Below are 26,358 nucleotides of genomic sequence, written 5' to 3' on the forward strand. Positions count from 1 at the left end.
TAAGGTAGGGCCGAGTTTGTTGAATTTTTTGTTTGCTTTTATCATTGACAGTCTGCGCCTGCGGGCCAATCTAACGCCCAGGGCTCTGTTAACCAGGGTTGATGTTTAACAAACTCAGTTATTGCCGAAAACCCAGCCTGTTGTGGTAAGGCGACGATTTGAATACGCGCACCCGAATACATAAAGTCAAGATATGCAGCATGCAGATGTAATCTGCTGCTGTTTTCGCCTTTGTAAATACAATCACCGTCAATCGGTGCAGCAATGCTTTTCATCATCACTCTAAGCTGGTGAGTTTTACCACTGATAGGTTTTAACAGATATAAACGTTTACCGGGTGTTAAACTAAAAGATTTAAAATAAGTGATTGCGGCGTGCTGCTGACTTTTTAATAAACGCCAACTTTTATTGCGACTGCGCTGCATATCACCTTTAATACAGCCTTGTTTTTTGCGCGCTTTAGCTGGCCCGATTGCAAGATAATACTTATTGATTAAATGGTTTTGAAAACAGTGTTTTAATGCATGTTCAGCAGATAAATGGCGGGCCACAATTAAAAGGCCTGAAGTCTCTTTATCCAACCTGTGCACCGGATACAGGGTTTCGGACGGATAGGCCTGTTTAACTAAGCTGAAAAAGCCTGACTGACCTTGATCATCATGAAAGTCACAGCCAGCCGGTTTATTAAACACGTAAAAGTCGGCATGTTCATATACCAATTCAATGGGGCAATGCATTAACTTTTCTTTTTGCGTTTTTTAATTCCTATGCCCAAATACTGACCTTGCCATCTCGCATAATAGGTGCCAGCACCAAACCATAAGCTCACCAAAATAAACTCAATAATGGCTAAATAGCGTTCATCCGGTGACGCATATAACAAAGTTAAACTATGCAAAAAATATAACATGGCAATAAAATTGGCCCATGCAAAGGTATAGGCATCACCTTTTAATAACCCACGCATTGGGATTAATAACGGAATGCCCCACAATAAAACTAAAAATACTGGCGACAATCCCGACATAGGTGGGGCTAATAAAAAATGCCAGAGTGGGGTTAAAATAACCAACCCTAAATATCCGGTTAACGCCAGCATTTTGGCACGTTTAATTTTATTCAACTGCTCTTCTGTGTGCATAATTGCTCTGCTATTGTGGCGACGCGCCGGCCGTGCGCAAACGCAAGTTTGTACTCTGTGTTATCAGGCGAAACATTATCTGCGTGCTGCCAATGGCTAGCACCATAGGGGCCGCCGCCCGATTGGGTGGTATGTAGTTCACTTTCGCTGTAGGGTAAACCAACAATTAACATGCCTTGGTGCAAAAGCGGCAGCATCATACTGAGTAATGTGCTCTCTTGTCCACCATGAAGACTAGATGATGAGGTAAAAACGCCGGCTGGTTTACCATTTAAACTGCCTTTTACCCAAACATCAGATAAAGTATCAATAAAATATTTAAGTGGTGCTGCCATATTGCCAAATCGTGTCGGGGAGCCTAATAATAGGCCATCCGCCTTGAGTAAATCGTTTTTAGAGCAATATAAATCGCCGTGATCCGGAATGCTTGGGCTTGTTTGTTGGTGTTCGGGTGATACAGGGGCAACGGTTCTAATGTTAGCCACTGCGCCGGTACTTTCTATACCTTCTGCAATGGCGTATGCCAGCTCGCGGGTAGCACCCCCGCGGCTGTAATAAAGCACTAAAATGTTAATCATTGATCAAAGCTAACACGTTTTCAGGGGGACGGCCAATCACAGCCCGATCCCCTTTAATCACGATCGGGCGCTCGATTAACTTAGGGTACTCAACCATCAAAGGGATTAACTCGCTGTCGCTCATTAAATCATCTAAATCCAGTTCTTTGTAAATGGACTCTTTTTCTCTGATAATCTGGTGAATCGACTCTAAACCGAGTTTTTCGCCGATTTTTTCCAGCTCTTGCTCGTTGGGTGGATTTTTTAAATACTCAATTACAATTGGCTGAATATTATGTTCTTCAAGCAATGCCAGGGTTTGTCGACTCTTACTGCATCTGGGATTATGGTAAATCGTATATTCACTCATCGCTAAAGCCTTTTTAAACTTTCTTGTTCACTACGCAATTGTTTAATACGCGCCGAAATACGTTTTTTATCAGTATCCGACTCACTGTCAATATAGTTGAAAGCTGTATGTAATTCATCAATTGCTTTGGGATATGCTAACACTAATGCGTATAACTCAGCTTGAGACTGATGGTACATGGCCCTATCACCCAGCTGTTTATAAGCGTCTGACATTAACTGCCAAGCAAGATAATGTTCTGGGTGCAGAATAATAAAATCTTTTAATAATTCAACTGCTTTATCAGCTTTATTTGCTTTAATCAGCGCGTTTGCATAGTTAAGCAGCAAGACTGGATGATTCGGCCGCAATGCTAGATTATTTTGTAGGCGATCGAACACAGAAGAAAAGTTTTTCAACCCAATGCTAATGTCTGTATACAGGTCTAAATAAAACAAGTTGTCGCTTTCGCGTGCTAACAAGGTTTCAATGAGAGGGCTGGCCTGCTCGTACTTTTCATCCTGCATATAGGCTAATGCTAACGCGTATTGGTAATAGGGATTATCTTGTTGGTTGTTTTGTTGTAACCGTGCCGAATAATATTGAATATGGTAATCTGGGGTGCGTGTATACATGACGGCTACTCGGGTTTGTGCCAACCTGAAGTTTTTGCTTGGTGATAAATTTCTAGCTGGCATACCGTCAATACGTGCTCGAATGTCGCTAACGCGAGATTCTGGTAATGGGTGGGAGTAGAGCATGGCAGGCAATTTAGTAGAGTAGCGGCTTTGTTCGGCTAACCGAACAAAAAAGTCACGAGCTCCACGTGGGTCAAATCCAGCGTCTAACATTATCCGCAAACCAATGCGGTCGGCTTCTTTTTCGTTTTGGCGATTATAATTCAGTGCCATTTGCTGGCTACTTGCTTGTGCGGTTGTGATAGCGGCAGCGCCTGCGCTGGGGTCTGCCATTGCAATTAATATCGCCCCCAATAAAGTTGCAATATTTAATGGGGCATTCCGCTGGTTTTCTTCGATGGTTCTAGCGATATGGCGCTGAGTGACGTGAGCAATTTCGTGGCCAATGACCGACGCAAGCTCACTTTCAGTTTCTGCTGATAATAATGTCTGAGTATGTAACGCAACGACCCCACCAAAAGTTGCAAAAGCATTAATCGATGGATTGCGAATCAAATAAAAGTCAAACGGATAACGAACATCGGGCGCTTTAGACACTAACCGATTACCCAGTTCATTAATATAATTATCTAATAATGGGTCACTAATCACCGGCGACGTCGCCCTTAGCTGGCGGCGGATCACCCGACCAATGGCTTTTTCTTTTTCTATCGTCAAACTGCCTGCCGCCACAGTGCCTAAATCGGGCAATCGATGGCCAGACTCAATGGCAGGCGTTGAAAAGCTGCAAGCCAATGCGAGCGGTAACAATAATGTTTGAATCTTTTTCAACAAAATTTTGTCCTAAAGCTAATAGTTTTATTTTTTCGACCAATAAAAATGATTTTAGTTTATCGCCTGTCTGCCGATAATACAGTAAGCTTGTGGTTTAATTTTTGATCCAGCAAGACATAAATTGAGCGTGACATGTTACACATATTAGATTGCCGCGGTTTAGTCTGCCCAATGCCACTACTCAAACTTAAGCTAAAATTAAAACAAATGTCCAGTGGCGACCAATTAAAATTATGGCTAACGGATACGGGCTCCAAAACCGATATTCCACGCTGGTTAAACAAAGTGGGAATGAATCATCAAACAATACAAACACAGGATGGGCTGTTGATTCTGATCAAAAAATAGGGGGGCTTATGAGCCTGGATTTAATCATACCTTTTATTGAAAGGCGTGCACAAAATCAACTAAAACCGAAAAATATGGTGATCAGCCGAATTCAAAAAGAGCAAAAAATCGATGCTGATGAAAAAGAAGATAAATATTATCAGCACAGATTGCCCGTCCGTGCCCGTGTTCAAAATCAGCCCAAAGAAGATGATGGCAAACATCATCATATTGATATTATGGTTTAGAAACAGGATAATCAGCGCCTTTTATTGGTCAGAGCATACCATCGACAAGATTAATAGGGGCCGAGTTTGAGCGAGATAGATAAGATTTTTGCGGCGGATGGGCAATTGGCTGCAGCCGTGCCCGGTTATCAACCTCGCGAAGCTCAAGTGACCCTAGCGAGCACTTTTTACCAAACCATTAAAGCGCAAGAACTATTAATTGCTGAAGCGGGTACAGGCACAGGTAAAACTTTTGCCTATTTACTCCCTGCGGTGTTAAGCGGCAAAAAAGTCATTGTTTCAACAGGGACTAAAAACCTGCAAGAGCAGTTGTACCATAAAGACTTACCACTTGTTAAAAAGGTCACAGGTCAACGCATAAAATCAGCGCTGTTGAAAGGGCGTTCCAATTATCTTTGTTTAAATCGCTACAAATTACATAAAGCGCACCCGCATTTAGAAGATAAACAGTTATACAAAGACTTACGCGAAGTCGAAGAGTGGGCCAGTCGAACTCAAAGTGGAGACGTAGGGGAAGTTGCCAGTTTAGCAGAAGACAGTCGCGCGATCCCATTAGTCACCTCAACAGTCGATAACTGTCTTGGCCGTGATTGCCCTGATTATGAAGACTGTTATTTAGTAAACGCACGTAAAAAAGCGCAAGCCGCTGACCTTGTTGTGATAAACCACCATTTGTATTTTGCAGACATCGCCGTAAAAGATACAGGCTTTGGTGAAATTTTACCCGATTCAGATGTGGTGGTATTTGATGAAGCACATCAAATACCCGATATTGCCTGTGAACATTTTGGTGAGCGTTTATCGACTCGACAACTCATTGAACTGGCAAAAGATATAGAGACCCTCTATCGAAGTGAGTATAAAGACACAAAACAACTTGGCAAAGCCAGTGAACAGTTATCAAAAAGCTGTCGTGATTTTCGTTTGGCTTTTCCAATATTGGCTGAAAAAGGCAATTGGCGGGAAAAAGGTCAGCAGAGTGACGTCCAAGCTGAATTAGATAACTTAGTTAAAACACTCGACTTTTTACACGATGTTTTAAAAGCCAACTTATCCCGTGGCAAAGAGTTAGATAACTGTTTTGAGCGAGCGACAGAAGCGCGTGATAAATTGGCATTATTGATTCGCTGGGAAGTAGAAGACGTTAGTTTATGGTATGAAACAAGCGTGCGGCATGTGAGTTTGAATTTAACTCCGCTGAGCATTGCTAATCGTTTTTCACGAATTAGAACCGACAAAGAGCAGAGTTGGTTAATGACCTCTGCAACATTATCCGTCGATGGACGTTTTGACCACTTTACCGGTATTTTAGGCTTAAAAGATTATCGCTCGTTAGAGTTAGAAAGCCCATTTGATTATTATAATCAATCTATATTGTGCATCCCGCGTTATTTACCAGAGCCTAGTGAACGAAGTGCGATTGAGGCAATGTTAACAGTTGCAGAGCAATTGATAGAAGCAGCCCAAGGGCGTTGTTTTTTGTTATTTACCAGCTATCGTGTTATGAACCTCATGGCCAAAGCACTAAAAAAGCGAATTGCTAATCCAATATTCGTGCAAGGAGAAACCCCTAAACGAGAGCTGTTAGATAAATATTTGCAACATGATGATCCTGTGTTATTAGCAACCGGTAGTTTTTGGGAAGGTGTTGATGTGCGCGGAGATGCATTAAAATGTGTCTTAATCGATAAATTGCCTTTCGCTTCGCCAGACGATCCGCTCACTGAAGCCAGAATTGAAAACTGTCGCCGCAAAGGTTATAACCCATTCCGTCAAATACAAATTCCACGGGCTGTCATCACTTTAAAACAGGGGGCGGGCCGATTGATCCGTGATGTTAAAGATAGTGGCGTATTGGTGATTTGCGATCCAAGATTAGTGACTCAAAGTTACGGTGAAATCTTTTTGGCAAGTCTGCCAAACATGCGCCGGACAAGAGATTTAAAAACTGCACTTATGTTTTTAAAAAATACAGAAACAAATAACGGTTAATTTAATATGAAAACAATTCTTGCTTTGGATACCTCAACCGAGGCTTGTTCAGCCGCTGTGTTAACGCCGACTCAATTCGTTAGTGAGTTTGAAGTCTGTCCACGCGAGCATAACCAAAAACTATTGCCTATGGCTGAAGCTGTATTGCAACAGGCTGGCATTAGTTTACAAGAAGTGGATTATATAGTCTATGGTCAAGGACCAGGCAGCTTTACCGGTGTGCGAATTGCAACGGGTATAGTACAAGGTTTAGCGTTGGGCAGTGATAAACCCACACTTGGTATGTCGTCTTTGTTGGCAATGGCCTATGCCGTATTTAAAAAAACAGGTCAGACTCGCGTTATCGCTGCCATCGACGCCAGAATGGGCGAAATTTATCTTGCAGCTATAGAGTTTAATGAAGCAGGCATGTTTAGATATTTGATAGACGAGTGTGTTTGTGCACCCGAACAAGCGCTTGACGCACTGGATAAAACACACAGTTATGCAGCCGTTGGAACCGGTTGGCATACCTATGAAACCGTGCTAACCAGCCAGATTAATGCAGACATCAACGCCGATATCTATTTACCTGATGCGGCTAGCATGGCCGAGTTAGCAAAGCTAACGGCGACACCTGAACAGTTATTATCGGCTGCTGAGGTATCCCCTGTGTATATTCGTGATAAAGTGACTTGGCAAAAACTGCCCGGTAAATAAGCTGACTAAGAGATGCAACTAACCCGGCGAACACTATTTTTTATCGCGTTAGTCAGCGTTTTGTTATTGCAGCAAATACCTTGGCTGATGTTACCATTAAAATGGTTTGAAACTTACTTTCATGAAGTGAGCCATGCGCTAGTAACCTTGTTAACAGGCGGCAGTGTGGTTAATATCAGCTTAAATATCGATGGTAGTGGTCTGTGTTTAAGCCAAGGAGGCAGCCAATTTTTGATCGCGTTAAGCGGTTATCTGGGCGCTTGTGGATTTGCAGTTTTATTTGCAAAATTGGCGTTAAAAGCAAAACAATGGGTTTTACACCTGCTTACAGTTTTGATTTTTTTAACTCTGCTGTTTTGGGTATCAGATCTCATTTCAGTGCTGATCATTGGCTTAATTTTAGCCGTACTTTATTTTACAAATCGTTACTTAACAGCGCCATGGCGGCGGTTTATTATGTTAGCTCTGGCGATAAATATGGCGTTAAATGCAATAAAAAGCCCTTTTTATCTGCTTGCATCAAACACTAAAGGAGATGCGACTGCTTTGGCAAATTTAACGTTAATTCACGAATATATCTGGATTTTCTTCTGGATAAGTGTTGGGCTGTATAGCCTGTATTGGATTGGGCGAGGTTTATATGCAAAAGGTTAACTCATTTATGATATTACTTGGCTGTTTATGGTTAACGGCCTGTAGTACAGTACCAGAAAGTTTAAGGGTCGAAAACGACAAGAACCTGGTTGGATATGAAAAAGCCATTCAAAACGTTAATGCGGTTCAGGGTAAACAAGCACGCTGGGGAGGTGAGATTGTAGCGGTTAAAAACGGTAAAGATACCACCATGCTGGAGCTCATTTATTTTAAAAATTACGCCAGTAGTAAACCCATTCCCTCGGATGATTCGTTAGGCCGTTTTCGTGTTTATATTAACAAATTTGTTGAGCCTGGAATTTATAAAAAAGGTCGTTTGGTTAGTGCTTTAGGTAAAATTAAGGGCTTAGAAAGTACTAAAATAGGTGAACGGGATATTAAGTTGCCAGTATTAGAGCAAGCGACCATTTATTTATGGCCAAAAGAAAAAGACAACAAATGGAAGAGTCGGTGGGACGACCCGTTTTGGCCGTATAACAATCATTGGTACTGGCAGCGTTATCATAGGTTACATCCTTATTATATTCCTGCTCCCCAAAAGCGTAATAATAAAAATACTAATAAAAAATAATGCCAGCATTTGTTGAGCGGTTTTATCTTTTACCTGACGGGCGCACGATCGCCTGTCAGCAAAAACAATCATCTAAAAATCGGTCATGGTTTGTTGGTTTGCACGGTTGGTTAGATAATTCCAATTCACTCATCCCGTTAACACAGCAATTTAGTGGGTACAATTGTTTATTGCCCGATCTGTCAGGGCATGGCCTGAGCTCTCATCGCTCTAAAGACAGCTTTTATCATGCCATTGACTGGGTGTACGATTTACACCAATTGCTTAAAATTTTAAAAATTGACAATCTTGTGCTTTGTGGTCACTCACTCGGCGGCATGCTTGCAGCACTTTATGCCGGTATTTTTCCCACACAAGTCAGTCAGCTGATCTTATTAGACTCAGCCGCAGGTTTTACGCTACCAACAACAGATTTTGTCAAAAATTTGCAAACCAGTTTTTTAAGTCGAGATAAGTTTTCTGGGCGCGAGTCGGTTAAATGGCGACCACTGAAGTTATTACCTAAGTTGTATCAAACCCGGGCAATACATAGTCAATTAACGATTGCGCAAGCCGAATTTTTATTACAGCGAAATTTGCTCATTAAAGAAGATTGTTTTAGCTGGCGAAGTGATGCTAAATTACAGGCGGTATCGCCGCTAAGACTGACGGACGAGCAAGTTGAAGAACTCATCCGTTCATTATCAATGCCCGTTCATATCATTCTCGCGCAGAATGGTTTAGCAGATATTGCCGCTGCGGTGCATCAACGCCTTAATTATTTTAAGCAGGCAAAATGCTACAAGCTGCCTGGTGGCCATCATTTTCATCTGCAAAATCCTGTCGACTGTGCCACACTTTTGAAAAAAATAATGTAAAATAGCGCCTTTTAAACCTTTGAGGTGTGTTTTGACGGCTTGGCAATTTTGGATCGATCGGGGTGGTACTTTTACAGATGTAGTGGCGCAATCACCCGATGGACAGTTTTATACCCACAAACTATTATCCGACAACCCCAAACATTACGCCAACTCAGCCGTTCAGGGCATCAGAGATGTATTAGGGTTGACCGCCGAACAAAGTTTACCTAAACATTTAATCAAAGAAGTAAAAGTCGGCACTACCGTTGCAACGAATGCGTTGCTTGAACGCAAAGGAGCTAAAACGGCTTTGGTATTAAGCCAAGGTTTTAAAGATGCACTGGCAATCGCATACCAAAATAGAGATGATATTTTTGCCCTGAATATCAAAAAACCCGAAGCCTTATACCAAAAACAAATTGAAGTAAGAGAACGGACTCTGGTTGACGGCCAAATTGAAACTCAGTTAGATCAAGCAGGCTGTTTATATCAACTCAAAGCATTAAAAGAACAGGGTTTTAATGCTTTAGCTGTCGTTCTTATGCACGCATGGAAAAACCCTAAACATGAGCTTATGATTGCTGAACTGGCAAAACAAGCTGGTTTTAGCCAGGTTTCTTTATCTCATCAAGCTTCGTCTACGATAAAACTCATCGAACGCGGTGATACCTGTGTTGCAGACGCTTATTTAACGCCAGTTATGCAAAACTATGTTCAGCAAATCAGCGCTGAACTCGGCGACGTCCCTTTGTATTTTATGCAATCGGCTGGCAGTTTAGCAAAAGCTGAACATTTTAATGGCAAAGATGCGGTATTGTCCGGCCCAGCAGGGGGGATCGTGGGTGTCGTTAAAACCGCAGCCGCGATTGGCTTTAATAAACTGATTGCGTTTGATATGGGAGGCACCTCAACCGATGTTGCTCATTATGCCGGCCAATATGAGCAAAGTTATCAAACTCAAGTCGCCGGTGTTCGCATAAGTACGCCTATGATGGATATTCACACTGTCGCTGCGGGTGGTGGCTCTATTTGTTACTATCAAGATGGTAGATTTCAGGTGGGCCCTGAGTCGGCTGGTTCAAATCCTGGGCCTGCTTGTTATCGTAATGGCGGGCCTTTAACCGTCACAGATTGTAACTTAATTTTAGGCCACATCGAAGCGGAAGCGTTTCCAGCTGTATTTGGGCCAGACGCGAATCAGCCCTTGTCACTCAGTGCTGCACGCGATGCCGCAGAAAAAATTCGTCAGACGTTGAAAGCGCAGGGGATTGATAAATCACTCGAAGCAATTGCCGAGGGTTTTTTAGCAATTGCGGTAGAAAATATGGCCAATGCGGTACGCAATATCTCGACTCGTCGCGGTTACGACTTAGCTGATTATGTATTATCTGGTTTTGGTGGTGCTGGTGGCCAACATGTTTGTGCGATTGCAGAAACCCTAGGCATGAAAAGCGTATTATTACATCCCTGTGCTGGGGTATTGTCCGCATTAGGCATAGGATTAGCAGAACAAGGTGAAACGCGCCAACTTAGTATTCAGCAAGCATTAAATGATAAAAATTTAGGCCTGGTGACTGAGTCAATTGCTGCTTTAAAAACACAAATATTAGCTAAAATAAATCCAACAGGTGAACACGAATATGAGCAGCAAGCACAACTATTATTAAAATATACAGGTGCTGAAGTCACGCTAAATGTTGATTTTTCATCCGTCGAAGCTATGCAAAACGAGTTTAATCAGCAACACCAACAAGCGTTTGGATTTAGTCAGATCGGAAATGAGCTTTTTATTGACTCTATCGTGGTGACAGTACAGTTAATAAACACACATAGGTATCAACATAAATTAAATCAGCAACCAAGCGCCGTTAAAAAGGGGCGCACACTAGCCATGGTTGCTCGCTCTTCTTTGCCGGTTGGCGCACAACAACAGGGCCCCGCGTTAATTGTCGAAGAGAATACGACCACCTTTTTAAAAGCCGGCTGGTCAGCAAAAGTATTAGCGGATTATTCACTCCTGTTGAGTCGGCACAAACAGTCGCAACCAGCAAATAATCAAAAAAAATCAGCCACTGAACTTACCCCCTCCGATGGCAAGGCAGATCCTGTAACATTAGAAATATTTAATAACCATTTAATGACAGTTGCCACTCAAATGGGTGAGGTTTTAGCGCGCACAGCGCACTCAGTGAATATTCGTGAGCGGTTAGATTTTTCGTGCGCTCTGTTTGACAACGACGGCCAACTTTTAGCCAATGCACCGCATGTTCCTGTGCATTTAGGTTCAATGTCACATTCGGTTAAACATATTTTGGCCAGTCAAACCGTCATCAAAGCAGGTGATAGTTTTTTAATTAACTCACCCTATGCCGGTGGGACACACTTACCAGACCTTACCTTAGTATCTCCTGTGTTTGATGATGCTGGTAAGCGTTTAATGTTTGTTGCATCGCGTGCGCATCATGCCGATGTTGGGGGTATAACTCCCGGCTCTATGCCAGCTCATAGCAAACACATTAATGAAGAAGGTTTGTTATTTGACGGTTTAAAAGTGGCGCAGCAAGGTCAATTAGATATTGAACTCATTAAACAGGTGTTCGCTCAAGGTCAATATCCTGCCCGAAATATCAACCAAAATATAGCGGATTTAGCCGCACAATTGGCCGCCAATAAAAAGGGCATGCAGGAAATGCTGTCTGTTTTTACCCACCGTGGCCAACAGCAAACTTTTCGGTTAATGCAAACACTCCTTGATAATGGCGAAGCCGTTGTTCGCCAAGCGCTGGCAAAATTAAACTCTGGCCACTATCAATTGACCATGGATACAGGGGCCACAATTAACGTATCGGTCGACATTTCACAAACAGGTGCCACGATAGATTTTAGCGGTAGCAATGCTCAGCAAGCGAACAACTATAATGCACCAATCGCCGTTACCTATGCGGCTGTCATCTATGTTTTGCGCTGTTTAGCGGAAAAAAATGTTCCATTGAATGAAGGATGTTTGCGGCCTGTAAAAATCATTACAGAACCCGGCAGTTTGCTCGAACCTGTTTATCCAGCGGCGGTTGTCGCAGGCAATGTTGAAGTTTCACAAGCGATTGTATCAGCGCTATTTATGGCACTTAATGTCCAAGCTTGTGGTCAAACAACTATGAATAACCTGTCTTTTGGCAATCAAGTTTACCAATATTACGAAACCTTGGCCGGTGGAACTGGTGCAGGTCCAGGATACAATGGCTGCGACGCTGTGCAAAATCATATGACAAACTCAAGGTTAACCGACCCTGAGGTTTTAGAGCAAAGGTTTCCGGTGCGCCTGCGTCAGTTTAGTATTCGCGAAAATAGCGGAGGACGGGGGCAATGGTCAGGTGGAAATGGATTGTTTCGGATTATCGAATTTACCGAGCCTATGAGTGCTAATTTATTAACCAATAGCCGTGTGAATGCCCCCCAGGGATTACAAGGTGCTGAACCTGGTTTAGTCGGTGAAAACAGGTTAATTAAATCTAATGGCAAGATTATAAACTTACCTTATGCTGCAGAATTTAAGCTGGAAGCCGGGGATAAAATAAGCATTAAAACTCCGGGCGGGGGCGGTTATGGTTGCCGATGAAAGGGTTCCAGTGTAAGCAGTTTTTTATTCGCCATGAAAACAGCGCAATGAAAGTCGGCACTGATAGTTTGCTACTGGGTAGTTGGAGTCAGAGTCATCAATTAAAACAAGGGCGGATATTAGATATTGGGGCAGGCAGTGGTATTTTAAGTTTGATGCTTGCGCAAAAAACGCCGGCAGAAGTTTTAATTGATGCAGTTGAGTTAGATCATGGTGCTTGTTGTGATAGCCGCTATAATTTTAACTTGAGTCCTTTTGTCAATCGGCTAAGTGTGATTGAGACTAACATCAATGTCTACCGACCGCTAACTCAATACCATTGGGTGATCAGCAATCCGCCGTATTTTAATGCGGGCCAAGATTTTGATCGTCAGCGGCAACAAGCAAGGCACAGAAGTAGCTTAAACTGGGATAGTCTTCTGGCAAATAGCCAGCGTTTGTTAACCTCATGTGGTAAACTAGAAGTTGTGATACCAGCGGCAGAGGCAGATGCGTTTGCCCAGTCAGCAAACGAGCATGGATTTTTTATCAAACACCAATTGACCGTGTTCAGTCAACCAGGGCAGGACAGTCCAATACGTCATCTATACATGTTAGACCAGTATAGCGGCGACAAAAAAAACGATACTTTGTATATTTATAATGCAAATCGACAGTATAGCGAGGAATATAAGAAGCTTTGCCGTCATTATTATTTAAATTTTTAATGGTAATGGTATACCAACAGCGCATAGCAAGAGGTAAATTGCATGGCTCCTTATTTAGTTATCTATCGCTTATTGCCATTGGCTATCTATCTTGTTGTCATGGGTTCATGGCTGACGTTTACCATCACTACCGATATTTTTGTCGCCACAGATGCCATTAATTACGCTGACGTGGTGAGCGAAAGCGTCACCTTATTTATGATTGCAATGATGCTGATTTTTAATCTTAAGTTGACTCGCAAAACCATTGAATCAGTACTCTTTTTTTACGCGTTATTGATTATGCTTTGCAGTCACGCCCACGACATACTCGACGAATTTGTCGTTATCAAACCCGCAGTTTTGGCACTAATGTTAGAAAACATTGCAAGCATCATAGGGTTGTTAATGATCCTTATCGCGCTATATTTTTGGTCAGAAAAATATCACAATAAAATTCGCAATTTAAAACAAGAGACAGTTTCATTAACGTCACAAAGTCACCAGGATGCACTAACCGGTTTATTAAATCGCCGATATTTACAAGAAGTATTATTTGCTGAACTACAGGCCACATCAAAGGTTACTGAAAACATGACACTGATGATGATAGATTTAGATAACTTTAAAACCTTTAACGATAGTTTTGGTCATGTTGCCGGCGACAAATTAATCCAGCATGCGGGGCAGGTAATTGCCAATGAATGCCGCGAAAAAGATAAAGTAGTACGGTATGGTGGCGAAGAGTTTTTAGTGATTATTTATGCCAAAACAGAGATTGCAAAACAAGTTGCAGAACGAATCCGCCAGCGCTATAACGAATCGGTTTTTGAAATTGATAACACCCGCATATACAAAAGTTTGTCTGTTGGAATTGCCCCCCTTAATCATGCGGTAAACTTCGAAACTGACTTACACCTCGCCGACGAGGCACTTTATATGGCGAAAAAGTCCGGAAAAAATCAGGTTATTATTGCCAAATAAGCAATTATTTGTATACTTTGCGGGCTCTCCCGCCGATTGTTACTACGCTAGCTAATACTTGACTGTTTTACTCGGTTTTATACTTGACTATTTTGGTCAGGTAATGGATAATAACCGTCAAATACATCAAGCAAGAGGTTTAGCGATGAGATTGACTTCAAAAGGCAGATATGCAGTGACAGCGATGCTGGATGTCGCCCTGCATTCGACTCAGGGGCCTGTGCCACTGGCCGATATCTCAGAACGACAGGACATCTCGTTGAGCTACCTTGAGCAATTATTCGCCCGTTTACGTAAACAAGGGGTCGTAGCCAGCGTCCGCGGACCTGGTGGTGGTTATCGATTGGGTCGAGAAATGGCTGATATTAGCATTGCCCAAATTATCAATGCGGTTGACGAGAGTGTTGATGCGACCCGTTGCCAAGGTAAAGCAGGATGTCAGGGTGGGGCTCAGTGTTTAACACATAGTTTGTGGAGTGACCTTAGTGATCGCATCACTAGCTTTTTAAACGACATTAGTTTGCAAGAATTGGTGCAAAAGCAAGAAGTTAAAAACGTCGCCGAGCGTCAAAATAAAAAACAACAAACTCACTCTTCACTCGCGTTAGGCGAAATCAGTTTAAATAATGTAGACCTAGACGCACAAGCGTAAGCTTGTTAGCAAAAATAGATCGCGGAGAAATAAATGAAGTTACCAATTTACCTAGATTATTCAGCAACTACGCCAGTTGATCCACGTGTTGCCGAAAAAATGATGCAATGCCTAACGCCTGATGGTGTTTTTGGCAACCCCGCTTCACGTTCGCATCGATTTGGCTGGCAAGCAGAAGAGCTGGTTGATATTGCACGTGGACAAGTCGCTGATTTACTAAATGCCGATCCGCGTGAAATCATCTTCACCTCAGGGGCAACTGAATCGAATAACCTGGCAATAAAAGGTGCAGCACGTTTTTACCAAAAAAAAGGTAAACACATCATTACAGTCAAAACTGAACATAAAGCTGTGTTAGATACCTGTCGTGATCTGGAACGCCAAGGTTTTGAAGTCACCTATTTAGACGTGCAAGAAAATGGTTTGATTGACTTAGACGTTTTTAAACAAACGTTGCGTGAAGACACAGTGTTAGTTAGCGTTATGCATGTAAATAACGAAATTGGTGTGATTCAAGACATTGAAACCATAGGTGAGTTATGTCGCGCAAATAAAACTATTTTTCATGTCGATGCCGCTCAAAGTGCCGGCAAAATTGAAATTGACATGAAAAACTTAAAAGTAGACTTAATGTCGTTTTCAGCCCACAAAATTTATGGGCCTAAAGGCATAGGTGCTTTATATGTGCGTCGTAAACCAAGAATTCGTTTAGAAGCCCAGATGCACGGTGGTGGACACGAGCGTGGTTTTCGCTCTGGTACTTTACCTACTCACCAGATCGTTGGCATGGGTGAAGCCTTTAGACTGGCTAAAGAAGAAATGCACAGCGAAAACGAACGAGTTTTAAAACTGCGCAACAAATTATATGAAGGTGTGCAGCAGTTAGACGAAGTGTATCTAAACGGTGACTTAGAACAGCGTGTTGCAGGTAACTTAAACGTTAGTTTTAACTTTGTTGAAGGTGAATCATTAATCATGGCGTTGAAAGATATGGCGGTATCTTCGGGTAGTGCTTGTACGTCAGCCAGTTTAGAACCTTCTTATGTATTACGCGCTTTGGGTCGTAACGATGAACTTGCACATAGCTCAATTCGTTTCAGCATAGGTCGTTTTACAACCGAAGAAGAAATCGACTATGTCATTAAAGTGATCCAAGGTTCAATTGACAAATTAAGAGATATGTCTCCGTTATGGGAGATGTACAAAGACGGTGTTGACCTAACTCAGGTTGAATGGGTACACCACTAAGCAGCGAGGAATAAATTATGGCTTATAGTGATAAAGTAATCGATCATTACGAAAATCCACGTAATGTAGGCAGTTTTGATAAATCTGAAAAAGGCATTGCGACTGGCATGGTCGGTGCACCTGCTTGTGGTGATGTTATGAAGCTGCAACTTAAAATTTCTGATGCCGGTGTTATCGAAGACGCCAAGTTTAAAACTTACGGCTGTGGTTCAGCTATCGCATCTAGTTCTTTGGTAACCGAATGGGTAAAAGGCAAGTCGTTAGAAGAAGCTTCAACCATTAAAAATACCGATATCGCTCAAGAGTTGGCGTTACCACCAGTTAAAATTCACTGTTCAATTTTAGCTGAAGACGCAATAAAAGCCGCGATTGAAGACTATAAATCAAAAGCTGAATAAAACAGGAGTGACGAATGGCCGTAACTTTAACCGAAGCCGCCGCGGCTCGGGTGCAACACTTTTTACAGAACCGCGGAAAAGGCATAGGTCTGCGCTTGGGCGTTAAAACCTCAGGTTGCTCGGGTATGGCCTATGTCATTGAGTTTGTAGATGACTTAAATCAAGACGACAAAGTATTCGAAGACCACGGTGTTAAATTGATAGTAGACGCTAAGTCATTGTTATACATAGACGGTACTGAATTAGATTTTGTTAAAGAAGGCCTCAATGAAGGGTTTCAGTTTAACAATCCAAATGTATCGGATGAGTGTGGCTGTGGCGAAAGCTTTCACGTTTAAACTGTGAGTGGTCAAACAATGAACTACTTTGAACTTTTTGGTTTACCGGTCAGTTATGACCTTTCGGTAGGCGAGTTAAAAGATCGATATCGCGATCTTCAGCGCGCCTTCCATCCCGACCGCTACGCAGCTGGCTCGCAGTCAGAAAAGCTGCTTGCGATGCAAAAAGCAACCGAAATTAATGATGCGTTTGCAACATTAAAATCCTCGGTCGAGCGGGCAGAGTATATGCTGAAGCTAGCCGGTCTGGATATTTCGCACGAAACCACCACATTAAAAGATCCCGCTTTTTTAATGCAGCAAATGGAATACCGCGAACATTTAGAAGAGATTCAAAACCTGTCTGATCCACTCGATGAGATCATGGCATTTGAAGATCAATTAGCCGAAGAACATCAAAATCTTGTTAAAAATATCTCGGTTTTACTCGCTCAGGACGAGCATCAGAAAGCGGCTGCTGAAGTGCGTAAATTAAAATTTATTGAAAAACTGCAAGCTGAATTAGAGCGTCTGGAAGATCAGGCAAGTTAACCAAGCAAAAAGCGATTTTATATGGCCCTATTACAAATATCAGAGCCGGGGCAAACTCAGGCTCCTCATCAAAGACGAATTGCGGTAGGGATAGATTTGGGTACCACAAATTCACTGGTTGCCAGTGTTCGTAGTGGTGAAGCCAATGTACTTACCGACCAGGATGGTCAAGCAATTTTACCGTCCGTGGTGCGCTACCACAGTGACTCAGTTGAAGTTGGCCAAAGTGCCTTATTAGCCGCTGAACAAGATCCTGAAAATACCATCATCTCGGCCAAACGTTTTATGGGTCGTGCATTGGATGATGTGTTAAAAACTTATCCTGAACTACCGTATCAATTTGCCGGTGATAGCAAAGAACTTGCGCGTATTAACACTGTGCAAGGTGCAAAATCTGCGATAGAAATTTCTGCTGAAATATTAAAAAGCTTAAAACAAAGAGCCGAACATGTGCTGGTTGACGAAGTTCAAGGCGCCGTTATTACTGTGCCTGCGTATTTTGATGACGCACAACGTCAATCAACCAAAGATGCTGCGCGGTTAGCCGGTTTAAATGTACTGCGTTTATTAAACGAACCAACGGCCGCTGCAATTGCCTATGGTTTAGACTCTGGCAGCGAAGGGCAGATTGCAGTATTTGATTTAGGTGGTGGTACCTTTGATATCTCTATCTTAAGATTAGAAAAAGGCGTTTTTGAAGTATTGTCTACTGGCGGTGATTCTGCTCTGGGCGGCGACGACTTTGACCAAGTCATTATCGACTGGTTAAAAACTCAACACTTGCTACCGGCCACTTTGTCACCAAGATTACGCCGAGTGGTGAAAGAAAAAGCCAAACTGGCAAAAGAAACCTTATCCAGTAACGAACATACACATATTGTTATTGAATTAGATGATGGCACACAAGTGAGCGCTGAATTAGACAAAACCACTTATGAGTCGCTGATTGAGCCATTAGTTAAACGAACTTTAATCGCTTGCCGTCGTGCTCTAAAAGATGCCGAGTTAAAAGCAGACGAAATAAAAGAAGTCGTATTAGTTGGTGGTTCAACCCGTGTGCCTCTGGTTCGCCAGCGTGTCAGTGAATTTTTTGACAAGCAGCCGCTGAGTTCGATCGATCCAGACAAAGTAGTGGCCATTGGTGCCAGTATCCAAGCCGACATTTTAATCGGCAACAAGCCAGATTCAGACATGGTATTGCTTGATGTGATCCCATTATCGCTCGGTTTAGAAACCATGGGTGGTTTATGCGAAAAAATCATCAGCCGCAATACGACAATTCCGGTTGCAAAAGCACAAGAATTTACCACCTTTAAAGATGGTCAATCAGCGATGGCGATTCATGTGGTGCAAGGTGAGCGAGAAATGGTACAAGACTGCCGCTCATTAGCACGTTTTGAACTCCATGACATTCCTCCAATGGCGGCTGGTGCTGCACACATTCGTGTGACTTTTCAGGTTGATGCTGATGGTTTATTATCGGTAACAGCGATGGAAAAATCGACCGGCGTGCAATCTAGCATCCAAGTAAAACCCAGTTATGGATTAGAAGAAGACGAAATTTTAACCATGTTGAAGGCTTCGGTTGAACACGCCGAAGTTGATGTGCAGGCACGTCGTTTAGCCGAACAAAGAGTGGAAGCTGAACGCATTATCGAATCGTTAGGCAACGCACTCGCGCAAGATAAAAACCTGTTGCAAGAAGCTGAATTTAATAAGCTGGCTGGCGAGTTGGAAAAACTGGCTCAACTTGCCAAACAAGACGATGCTGATGCGATCAAGCAGCAAATAGAAGCCATAGATGCGGCTAGTCAAGATTTTGCCGCAGCGCGTATGGATCATTCAATCCGTAAAGCCCTGCAAGGCCAACAAGTAGACGAGATATAATTATGCCACAAGTAATATTTTTACCTCATGAAGAGCTCTGTCCAGATGGTGCAGTTTTAGAAGCCGAAGAAGGCGAAACCGTGCTTGATGTTGCCCTTAAAAACGGCATAGGTATAGAGCATGCGTGCGAAAAATCTTGTGCTTGTACCACTTGCCATGTGGTCGTGCGCGAAGGTTTTGATTCAATGGACGAAAGTGATGAGTTAGAAGACGACATGTTAGACAAAGCTTGGGGCTTAGAACCAGAATCACGGTTAAGCTGCCAAGCCATCATTAAAGATGAAGATTTAGTCGTCGAAATACCAAAATACACCATTAATATGGTCAGTGAAAATCACTAAGCTGTGTTAAAATCCCCGCCCTAAATAGAGCGGGGATAAGCATGACAGACGTAAACAAAATCTGGGATCTCATCATCATTGGCGCAGGCGCAGCCGGTCTGATGTGTGCGGCCACAGCCGGTTATCGTGGCAAATCTGTATTAGTGATAGACATGGGCAAAAAGCCAGGCCGTAAAATTTTAATTAGCGGTGGTGGCCGTTGCAATTTTACCAACCAAAACGCCAATCCAGACAACTACCTTTGCAAAAACCCGCATTTTGTAAAGTCTTGCCTGAGCCGCTATAGCGCGCAAGATTTTATCGACCTTGTCGACCGCCACGGACTGCAATATCATCATAAAACACTCGGGCAACTTTTTTGTGATAACAGCGCACAAGACATTGTCGACATCCTGCTTACTGAATGTGAGTGGGCGGGGGTGCAATTACAAATGCGCAGTGAAGTGTTATCAGTTGGCCAAAACGAATCTGGTTTTAATCTGACCACAACCACAGGCGACTATCAAACCAAAAAGTTAGTTGTCGCGAGCGGTGGTTTAACCATGCCAAAATTGGGTGCCACTCCGCTAGGTTATAAAATTGCCGAAAAATTTGCTTTAAAAGTGCTGCCAACCACAGCCGCATTAGTGCCATTTACGCTTCACGAAAAAGATAAACAAAGGTTTAGCGAACTCTCGGGCATTAGCATAGACTCGTTAGTGACTGCCGAAAACGGACAAAGTTTTAGAGAAAATATCTTATTTACACACCGCGGTTTATCAGGGCCATCGATTTTGCAAATATCCAGTTATTGGCGAGCCGGGCAGAGTGTAACTATTAATTTATTGCCCGCACAAAACTTAGCAGATAGTATTTTTGAATGGCGCAAAAGCAGTCCGCAAAAAACATTAAAAAACTGCCTAACCAATCTGTTACCAAAACGTTTTGTTGAAGTCCTCAGCCGCGAAAACCGGCTGCCAGAAAAAGCCGTTAATCAGCTCAGCCATAGTGAAATTAACAGCCTGGCTGAATACCTCCATAGCTGGCAAATTAAACCCAATGGCACCGAAGGCTACCGCACCGCCGAAGTGACCCTAGGTGGTGTTGACAGCGATGAATTAAGTTCAAAAACTTTTGAAGCAAAAAAAGTGCCCGGCCTGTATTTTATCGGTGAGGTGACCGAAGTCACCGGCTGGCTCGGCGGCTATAACTTCCAATACGCCTGGAGCAGCGGCTTCGCCGCAGGGCAAGCGGTTTAATCCCCCTTGCCATTGCCGCCAATACCTCCGGCACAGCAATGCTATAATTTAAACCGCCGTAACACATTAAATAACTTGTCGCTGCTCGATTTTAACTCCTCGCTGGTAGCCGCCAACTGACTTGTCATTGCCATCGACTCACTGGTCATTTGCGAGAGCTCATTAATCCGCAGATTTACGTCGGTAGCCACTTGCGACTGCTCATCCGTTGCTCGCGCGATTTCGCTGTTCATATCAAATACTTTAGCGATTTGAGTATCAATTTCAGCCAAAGCTTCACCTGCTTGGTTAACGGTCGCAACGGTTTTTTCCGAAACACTTTGGCTGCCATGTACCGCTTCTACCGCATCTTTGGCATACGATTGTAATTTGCTGATCATATGCTGAATTTCGTCCGTGCTTTCCCCTGTTTTGCTAGCCAGATTTCTAACTTCATCAGCGACGACCGCGAATCCTCGGCCTTGCTCGCCTGCGCGGGCCGCTTCAATTGCCGCATTTAATGCCAACAAGTTTGTTTGCTCAGCAATACCTTTAATCACGTCCAGCACAGCCGTAATATTATTGCTCTCGTCTGCTAACCCATTTACAGTTTTAGTGACACTTTGAATTTTGTCAGACAAATCTTCAATATGAGCAATCGTCATATCAAGCGTGTGTTTACCAGTGTCCGTATGGTTTTTGGCTTGAGTAACCGCGAGTTCTGCCAGCTCGGCATTTTGACTGATTTCTTTGGTATTGGCTGTCATTTGCTCCATAGCCGTGGCTACTTGAGTTGTATTGTCATTTTGTGCTTGAACAAATTCGCTTGATGCTCGAGTGACTTGTGCCAGTTCTTTCGAAGAATCAAAAACATATTTTGAAGAGGCCGAAACTTCAATTAACGAGTGCTGAATTTTTTCGGTAAAGGTATTAAAAAATCGAGACAAAGCTGTGATTTCATCTTTGCCACTAACGGTTAATTGCCGGGTTAAATCACTTTCGCCAGCGGCAATATTTTGCATCAAATCAGCCGCCTGTTTTGTCGGCGCAACAATACTTTTGGCAACTAACATAATCCCTAAACTAATAATGACTAAAACAACAACAGAAATCGCCAACATAATGTTACGTTGCTGGGCATAAATAAGCGCTATATTATCATTATAAACGCCCGTACCTATAATCCAGCCCCAAGGCTCAAACTCGGCAACAAAAGAGGCTTTGGCAACGGCTTCATCAGCACCCGGTTTGGGCCATTTATAACTCACTACACCGCGGCCATTTTGTTTAACCACATCCACCATTTTCACAAAAAGCTTTAACCCATCCGGATCGCTAATATTTGTCAACGACTGACCGTTTAGTTCGGGTTTAAACGGGTGCATAATCATCTTGGGTGAAAAATCCTGAACCCAAACATAATTGTCGTTTTGATATCGATAGGATTTTAAAACCTCAATGGCGGCAGTTTTGGCCGATTTTTCGCTCAATTCCCCACGTTCAGCCATTTGATAAAAATGGTTAACTAGGCTGTTGGCACCTAGAACAATTTGTTCAATTTTATCTTGTTGTTGGTTATGTAAAATAAGATTATGTTTCACTAAGCTCACCTGAGTTAAACAGGCTAAGCCGATAAAAGATAAAATTAGAATAATAAAAAGCCGGCTTCTAATCGTTAATTGCCTTAATAAGTTCATATTAGATTTCGCAAACTGCTAACACTGTATTTAATTAAACCGAACAGAATGATAAAACCTCAATTAATTTACCAAACTGGCGCTAGAATTTGACCTTCGATATAATTGGCAAAAAATTACAGATTATTTAAATGAAAAAACTATCAAAAGTTCAATTAAAACAGCAAGCTGCTGTTCTCTCTGCGGTAAATCAACTAGAGCAAAAGGCATTTGATGAGCTAACTGAAGTGGCCCAATGTTGGTTCAGCATGGATTACGAGCGGCTGCCAGCCTCCATTTTAGTTCGGGTGCAGTTTAAAACCCAAACAGGGTTAACTGCGGCAGAGCCCGAGCTGCTCCTGTGGCAAAAGCGTTTGAGCGCACTTTTATTTAAACGAGGTTTTAAAATTAAAGACTTACGTAAACACCTGGTATTTACGCTAGCCGGGCCAGATGATTAATATACGCGGTTTCGTCCTGCACGTTTGGCTTGGTATAACTTTTGATCAGCGTACTCAATAAGATTGTCGATAGTCATATTGTTTTTGTACTGTGAAATTCCTGCGCTAAAGGTGACTTTAATCGATATATCACCAATTAAAAAGCGCTTTGTAACTATCGCAGCTTTGATTTTTTTTAATAAAATAAAAGCCCCTCTATTATCCGTATCAGGTAAAAATAGTAAAAACTCTTCACCGCCAACTCGGCCCACCGCATCTGTTGCTCTGATTGTTTCACCTAAGCGTTTAGCAAATTCGGTTAATACTTTATCACCGGCTGAATGGCCATAGGTATCATTCACAGCTTTAAAGTGATCAATATCGATTAACACAATATTAAAACAATAATCCGACACTTGTGCTTTTTCGATAGCATCTCGGATTAATGAATAAATACTTTCGCGATTCGCCAGTCCGGTTAACTGGTCGTGGCGGGCCATACGCTCCCACTTAATCCGCAATGAGGTTTCAACTAATAAGCGACGCTGTTGAGTGGCCATCGCGATAAAAGTGTAAGAAACGGCGAATAAAAAAGCGATGAGTTCTAGGCGGCTATTCACATAAGTGGGGGATGGAAAAATTTGAATTGCACAAACATAAAAAACGCAGATTAATACAAACAGAGCCGTATAGGAGTAAAAAGATTTAGAGTTAAAAATAACCATTACAAACGCGGGCAGGGCGAGATAAGCAATCCATAAACCAAAATAAAACGAGGCTAAAATAGAGGCCATAGCGAGGCTAAAACCTAATAACCGATAACGGGAAATGGGGTGCGCTTCATACTCACGCCGTTCATAAGATGATAATACAGACGCCATTAATAAAACCCCCAACATATTAGATAAACAAATAGCAAAAAAGATAAAACTTAACGGCTCAGGCGGCGCATAATCTCCTAAAACGACCGTTGCTGTAATGATAAAACTGACAATTAAACAGGGTAATAAACAGGAGTATAAAAGAAAACGCAACATATCAGATGGGGTATTAACACCGTTGGGTATCGCCCATTTAGTTAATTCACCTGCGAACAATGTAAAAAAACTGGCAGCAAAGGCGGTGGCACTGGTACTTAAAATTTGCACCATCAAAGACTCATGAGACCATCCAGAGTAATTTGCAGCAAAACTTGCTATAAATACCGTAGGTAAAATTCTAATTCCGCACTTTCTAACATACAGATATAAAGATAAACCGGCCGGAAGCCATATCATGGAAATTGCATCTGGGCCTTCGGCAAATAAAAATATACAAATTTTTGTCAATAAAAAATAGATTACCGCATATTGGGTTTGTTCTTTTAGCAGTTGCCAAATTGTCATTGGTCGACCGAGTTATTGGTTGATGGGGATACACTAAGCTCTGTTCAAATATGGCATAGTTCGGCGAGGACGCAAATAAAATCACCAAAAGTTTGAACTGGGTTTTAGATCGATTGCTGTCGTTTCAATGTTTTTTCAGCAAATAACTGAAAGGGGGTGAGCATAATGCGCTAATTTATGATGGCGCGGCGGTTGGCCGTCAACCCGGAAAACGCCGCGATAGTATGTGGGGGTAAAATTTAGTTTTAACCCTGGCACTCTTTTAACAGATTAAGCATCCAAGGCACACCGTATTTATCGGTTACCATAGCAAAACGTTCGGCCCAAAAAGTTTCCGTGAGTGGCATAGACACATCACCATCGGCAGCAAGTTCAGAATACACACGCTCAATTTCATTTAAACTATCAAAGGCGATACTAATAGAGACACCTTGGGCTTTTTTATACTCTTTTGCAGGCACATCGCAGGCCATAATCTCGTGTCCGCCAATCTCAAAAGATGCATGCAAAATGCTATTTTCTAAATCGTCGGGAAGCTCATATTCAGGGGGCTGATTTTTATCATCCATATCCGGTGCTTCAGCCCAAGTCATCATAAACTTGGTATTAGCACCCATAGCTTTGTTATAAAACGCTAATGCTTCTTTGCAATTGCCGTTAAAATTTATATAAGGCGTAACTAACATAATCAATCCTTTTATTGGTTAAAATTAAATCAAGCAGTTTTGATAGTAGCGCGTTTTTTTAAAACTTGTATGAATTTTAATCATAGAGTAAGGTTAAGTTAACCATTATCGGGAGACTAACATGCAGATCCTAGTTATCGGCGCGGGCGTTATCGGTGTGACTTCTGCTTGGTATCTCAACCAGTCGGGGCACCAAGTCACTGTTATCGACTCCCATCAAGCGCCAGCTATGCAAACCAGTTTCGCCAATGCTGCCATGTTATCAGCGACTATGGCAGCCCCTTGGTCTGCACCAGGCATCCCAATAAAAGCGCTACACTGGTTACTACAGACTAACGGGCCTTTTAAGATCACTTCACAAGCAATGCGAAGCAGGTACTTTAGTTGGTTATTGCAATTTTTAAATCACTGCCGCCAGAGCAAATACCTCCTAAATAAACAAAAACTGGTTAAACTTGGGCTTTTGAGTTTAAGCGAGTTACAAGCGCTTAAAACACAGCTCAATATAGATTACAGCGACCGTCACCTTGGCACTTTACAGCTATACAGTAGTCGTTATAAAGCGCAAGCAATGGAAAAAGACATCGACCTACTGCATTCGCTCGGCGTTTCGGCCAATATCCTATCGGCCGGCCAATGCCAACAAATAGAACCCGGTTTAAGCCGTTGCACCCGTAGCTTTGGGGCTGGTTTACATTACCCTCAAGATGCAACGGGCAATTGCCGATTGTTTACGCAAAGCCTAGCGCAACATGCTCAACAAGCGGGTGTTAAGTTTATTTTTAATCAGTCTGTTAACAAAATCATAGAACACAATCATTGTTTTAAAGCTGTGCAAACAGAGCAAGGCGAAATCTCTGCAGATCTCTGTGTGATCGCCGCTGGCTGTCACACTGTTAACCTGTTAAAACCGCTGTATATTAATTTGCCTATCTGTCCTATCCGGGGGTATTCAATCACTTTGCCATTAACCGTGCCGGACGCTTCAAATAACCCACAATCAACGATATTGCATGAAGATACCAAAATTGCCATCACACGCATTGGCAACCAAGTGAGAGTGGGGGGTATGGCTGAGTTAGCTGGGTATTCACAAGAAATAAACCAAAAAAGGTTCCAGTTATTAGAGCAAACATTTAAACAGCTTTTTCCATTCACAAAAGTGGGTTCTGCCCACGATCATTGGTTTGGTTTTAGGCCAATGACGCCTGATGCCATTCCCCGCATTAGCAATACCAAAATAAAAAATTTATATCTTAATAGTGGCCATGGTTCTTTAGGTTGGACACTCGCAGCAGGCTCAGCACGTTTGTTGGCCGATTTAATTAACCAGCAGCCAAATCGCTTAAATTATCAGGATTATGCGCTTTAACTCACTTATTGCACTTTATTAAAAGAATAGATATGCTTAATTTTTTGTGATT

General features: G+C 42.4%; 28 protein-coding genes. 20 read left to right on the plus strand and 8 right to left on the minus strand.

Translation table 11 applies throughout. The annotated features are described in order from the left end of the window. Nucleotides 1-41: 41 nt before the first annotated feature. From C727_RS0108990 to bepA, 5 genes are read right to left on the minus strand one after another with little or no spacing between them, the layout of a single operon-like run. Nucleotides 42-737: a pseudouridine synthase gene (locus tag C727_RS0108990; RefSeq protein ID WP_017445303.1), complete on the minus strand. Its 696-nt coding sequence runs from the start codon at nt 735-737 to the stop codon at nt 42-44. Beyond that, on the minus strand, nt 737-1,141 hold the full coding sequence (locus C727_RS0108995) for a DUF2069 domain-containing protein (RefSeq protein WP_017445304.1): 405 nt from the start codon (nt 1,139-1,141) through the stop codon (nt 737-739). The genes C727_RS0108990 and C727_RS0108995 overlap by 1 nt, the downstream gene beginning before the upstream one ends. Next, entirely contained in the window at nt 1,120-1,719 is a 600-nt protein-coding gene (gene wrbA / locus C727_RS0109000; RefSeq protein ID WP_017445305.1) for an NAD(P)H:quinone oxidoreductase, read from the minus strand. Before wrbA ends, C727_RS0108995 begins: the two co-directional genes overlap by 22 nt. Further along, nucleotides 1,712-2,068, minus strand: a complete 357-nt coding sequence (arsC, locus tag C727_RS0109005) for an arsenate reductase (glutaredoxin) (protein ID WP_017445306.1) — start codon at nt 2,066-2,068, stop codon at nt 1,712-1,714. The genes wrbA and arsC overlap by 8 nt, the downstream gene beginning before the upstream one ends. A 2-nt stretch (nt 2,069-2,070) precedes the next feature. Continuing rightward, complete coding sequence (gene bepA, locus C727_RS0109010; protein ID WP_017445307.1) at nt 2,071-3,519, minus strand: beta-barrel assembly-enhancing protease; 1,449 nt, start codon at nt 3,517-3,519, stop codon at nt 2,071-2,073. Between the two features lie 132 nt (nt 3,520-3,651). On the opposite strand from bepA, the gene C727_RS0109015 reads away from it, so the two are divergent. From C727_RS0109015 to C727_RS0109100, 18 genes are all read left to right on the plus strand, one after another. Continuing rightward, on the plus strand, nt 3,652-3,867 hold the full coding sequence (locus C727_RS0109015; RefSeq protein WP_017445308.1) for a sulfurtransferase TusA family protein: 216 nt from the start codon (nt 3,652-3,654) through the stop codon (nt 3,865-3,867). 8 nt (nt 3,868-3,875) lie between these two features. Beyond that, complete coding sequence (locus tag C727_RS0109020; protein ID WP_017445309.1) at nt 3,876-4,094, plus strand: hypothetical protein; 219 nt, start codon at nt 3,876-3,878, stop codon at nt 4,092-4,094. 66 nt (nt 4,095-4,160) lie between these two features. Further along, a complete protein-coding gene (locus tag C727_RS0109025) occupies nt 4,161-6,086 on the plus strand; it encodes a DNA repair helicase YoaA (RefSeq protein ID WP_017445310.1) in 1,926 nt (641 codons plus the stop codon). Between the two features lie 6 nt (nt 6,087-6,092). Next, nucleotides 6,093-6,785 carry a tRNA (adenosine(37)-N6)-threonylcarbamoyltransferase complex dimerization subunit type 1 TsaB gene (tsaB, locus tag C727_RS0109030; RefSeq protein ID WP_017445311.1) on the plus strand — a complete coding sequence of 231 codons (693 nt, stop codon included), beginning with the start codon at nt 6,093-6,095 and terminating at the stop codon, nt 6,783-6,785. Nucleotides 6,786-6,797: 12 nt separating this feature from the next. Then, nucleotides 6,798-7,439 (plus strand): M50 family metallopeptidase, encoded by a 642-nt coding sequence (locus C727_RS0109035; protein ID WP_017445312.1) that lies wholly within the window; start codon nt 6,798-6,800, stop codon nt 7,437-7,439. Further along, nucleotides 7,426-8,010, plus strand: coding sequence for a Slp family lipoprotein (locus tag C727_RS0109040; RefSeq protein ID WP_017445313.1), 585 nt, complete (start codon nt 7,426-7,428; stop codon nt 8,008-8,010). Before C727_RS0109035 ends, C727_RS0109040 begins: the two co-directional genes overlap by 14 nt. Then, nucleotides 8,010-8,867, plus strand: coding sequence for an alpha/beta fold hydrolase (locus C727_RS0109045; protein WP_017445314.1), 858 nt, complete (start codon nt 8,010-8,012; stop codon nt 8,865-8,867). Before C727_RS0109040 ends, C727_RS0109045 begins: the two co-directional genes overlap by 1 nt. Before the next feature lie 31 nt (nt 8,868-8,898). Beyond that, nucleotides 8,899-12,465, plus strand: coding sequence for a hydantoinase B/oxoprolinase family protein (locus C727_RS0109050; RefSeq protein WP_017445315.1), 3,567 nt, complete (start codon nt 8,899-8,901; stop codon nt 12,463-12,465). Continuing rightward, nucleotides 12,462-13,172, plus strand: a complete 711-nt coding sequence (locus C727_RS0109055) for a tRNA1(Val) (adenine(37)-N6)-methyltransferase (protein ID WP_017445316.1) — start codon at nt 12,462-12,464, stop codon at nt 13,170-13,172. Before C727_RS0109050 ends, C727_RS0109055 begins: the two co-directional genes overlap by 4 nt. Before the next feature lie 42 nt (nt 13,173-13,214). Beyond that, nucleotides 13,215-14,135: a GGDEF domain-containing protein gene (locus C727_RS19025; protein ID WP_017445317.1), complete on the plus strand. Its 921-nt coding sequence runs from the start codon at nt 13,215-13,217 to the stop codon at nt 14,133-14,135. Between the two features lie 145 nt (nt 14,136-14,280). Then, entirely contained in the window at nt 14,281-14,787 is a 507-nt protein-coding gene (gene iscR / locus C727_RS0109065; RefSeq protein ID WP_026052651.1) for a Fe-S cluster assembly transcriptional regulator IscR, read from the plus strand. A 33-nt stretch (nt 14,788-14,820) separates the two neighbouring features. Then, the gene (locus C727_RS0109070; protein WP_017445319.1) at nt 14,821-16,035 is read left to right on the plus strand and encodes an IscS subfamily cysteine desulfurase; all 1,215 of its coding nucleotides are present in this window, start codon (nt 14,821-14,823) and stop codon (nt 16,033-16,035) included. Between the two features lie 17 nt (nt 16,036-16,052). Beyond that, nucleotides 16,053-16,433 carry a Fe-S cluster assembly scaffold IscU gene (gene iscU, locus C727_RS0109075; RefSeq protein WP_017445320.1) on the plus strand — a complete coding sequence of 127 codons (381 nt, stop codon included), beginning with the start codon at nt 16,053-16,055 and terminating at the stop codon, nt 16,431-16,433. Nucleotides 16,434-16,447: 14 nt separating this feature from the next. Further along, nucleotides 16,448-16,771, plus strand: coding sequence for an iron-sulfur cluster assembly protein IscA (gene iscA, locus C727_RS0109080; RefSeq protein ID WP_017445321.1), 324 nt, complete (start codon nt 16,448-16,450; stop codon nt 16,769-16,771). A gap of 18 nt (nt 16,772-16,789) precedes the next feature. Continuing rightward, nucleotides 16,790-17,302 carry a co-chaperone HscB gene (gene hscB / locus C727_RS0109085; RefSeq protein WP_017445322.1) on the plus strand — a complete coding sequence of 171 codons (513 nt, stop codon included), beginning with the start codon at nt 16,790-16,792 and terminating at the stop codon, nt 17,300-17,302. A 21-nt stretch (nt 17,303-17,323) separates the two neighbouring features. After that, nucleotides 17,324-19,189: a Fe-S protein assembly chaperone HscA gene (gene hscA / locus C727_RS0109090; RefSeq protein WP_017445323.1), complete on the plus strand. Its 1,866-nt coding sequence runs from the start codon at nt 17,324-17,326 to the stop codon at nt 19,187-19,189. A gap of 2 nt (nt 19,190-19,191) precedes the next feature. Then, complete coding sequence (gene fdx, locus C727_RS0109095; RefSeq protein WP_017445324.1) at nt 19,192-19,530, plus strand: ISC system 2Fe-2S type ferredoxin; 339 nt, start codon at nt 19,192-19,194, stop codon at nt 19,528-19,530. A 41-nt stretch (nt 19,531-19,571) separates the two neighbouring features. Next, nucleotides 19,572-20,768, plus strand: a complete 1,197-nt coding sequence (locus C727_RS0109100) for a BaiN/RdsA family NAD(P)/FAD-dependent oxidoreductase (RefSeq protein ID WP_017445325.1) — start codon at nt 19,572-19,574, stop codon at nt 20,766-20,768. Nucleotides 20,769-20,809: 41 nt separating this feature from the next. Here C727_RS0109100 and C727_RS0109105 read toward each other — a convergent pair whose 3' ends face one another. Further along, nucleotides 20,810-22,348: a methyl-accepting chemotaxis protein gene (locus C727_RS0109105; protein ID WP_237742329.1), complete on the minus strand. Its 1,539-nt coding sequence runs from the start codon at nt 22,346-22,348 to the stop codon at nt 20,810-20,812. A gap of 227 nt (nt 22,349-22,575) precedes the next feature. On the opposite strand from C727_RS0109105, the gene C727_RS0109110 reads away from it, so the two are divergent. Continuing rightward, entirely contained in the window at nt 22,576-22,884 is a 309-nt protein-coding gene (locus tag C727_RS0109110) for a hypothetical protein (protein ID WP_017445327.1), read from the plus strand. Here the strand turns inward: C727_RS0109110 and C727_RS0109115 are convergent. Both C727_RS0109115 and C727_RS0109120 read right to left on the minus strand, forming a co-directional pair. Continuing rightward, nucleotides 22,881-24,248 (minus strand): sensor domain-containing diguanylate cyclase, encoded by a 1,368-nt coding sequence (locus tag C727_RS0109115; protein ID WP_017445328.1) that lies wholly within the window; start codon nt 24,246-24,248, stop codon nt 22,881-22,883. The genes C727_RS0109110 and C727_RS0109115 overlap by 4 nt on opposite strands. Before the next feature lie 245 nt (nt 24,249-24,493). Then, entirely contained in the window at nt 24,494-24,934 is a 441-nt protein-coding gene (locus tag C727_RS0109120) for a VOC family protein (protein WP_017445329.1), read from the minus strand. A 121-nt stretch (nt 24,935-25,055) separates the two neighbouring features. On the opposite strand from C727_RS0109120, the gene C727_RS0109125 reads away from it, so the two are divergent. Continuing rightward, nucleotides 25,056-26,306 carry a D-amino acid dehydrogenase gene (locus tag C727_RS0109125; RefSeq protein WP_017445330.1) on the plus strand — a complete coding sequence of 417 codons (1,251 nt, stop codon included), beginning with the start codon at nt 25,056-25,058 and terminating at the stop codon, nt 26,304-26,306. Nucleotides 26,307-26,358: the final 52 nt, after the last annotated feature.

It is taken from the genome of Gayadomonas joobiniege G7 (assembly GCF_000300815.1).
Classification (GTDB): domain Bacteria; phylum Pseudomonadota; class Gammaproteobacteria; order Enterobacterales; family Alteromonadaceae; genus Catenovulum; species Catenovulum joobiniege.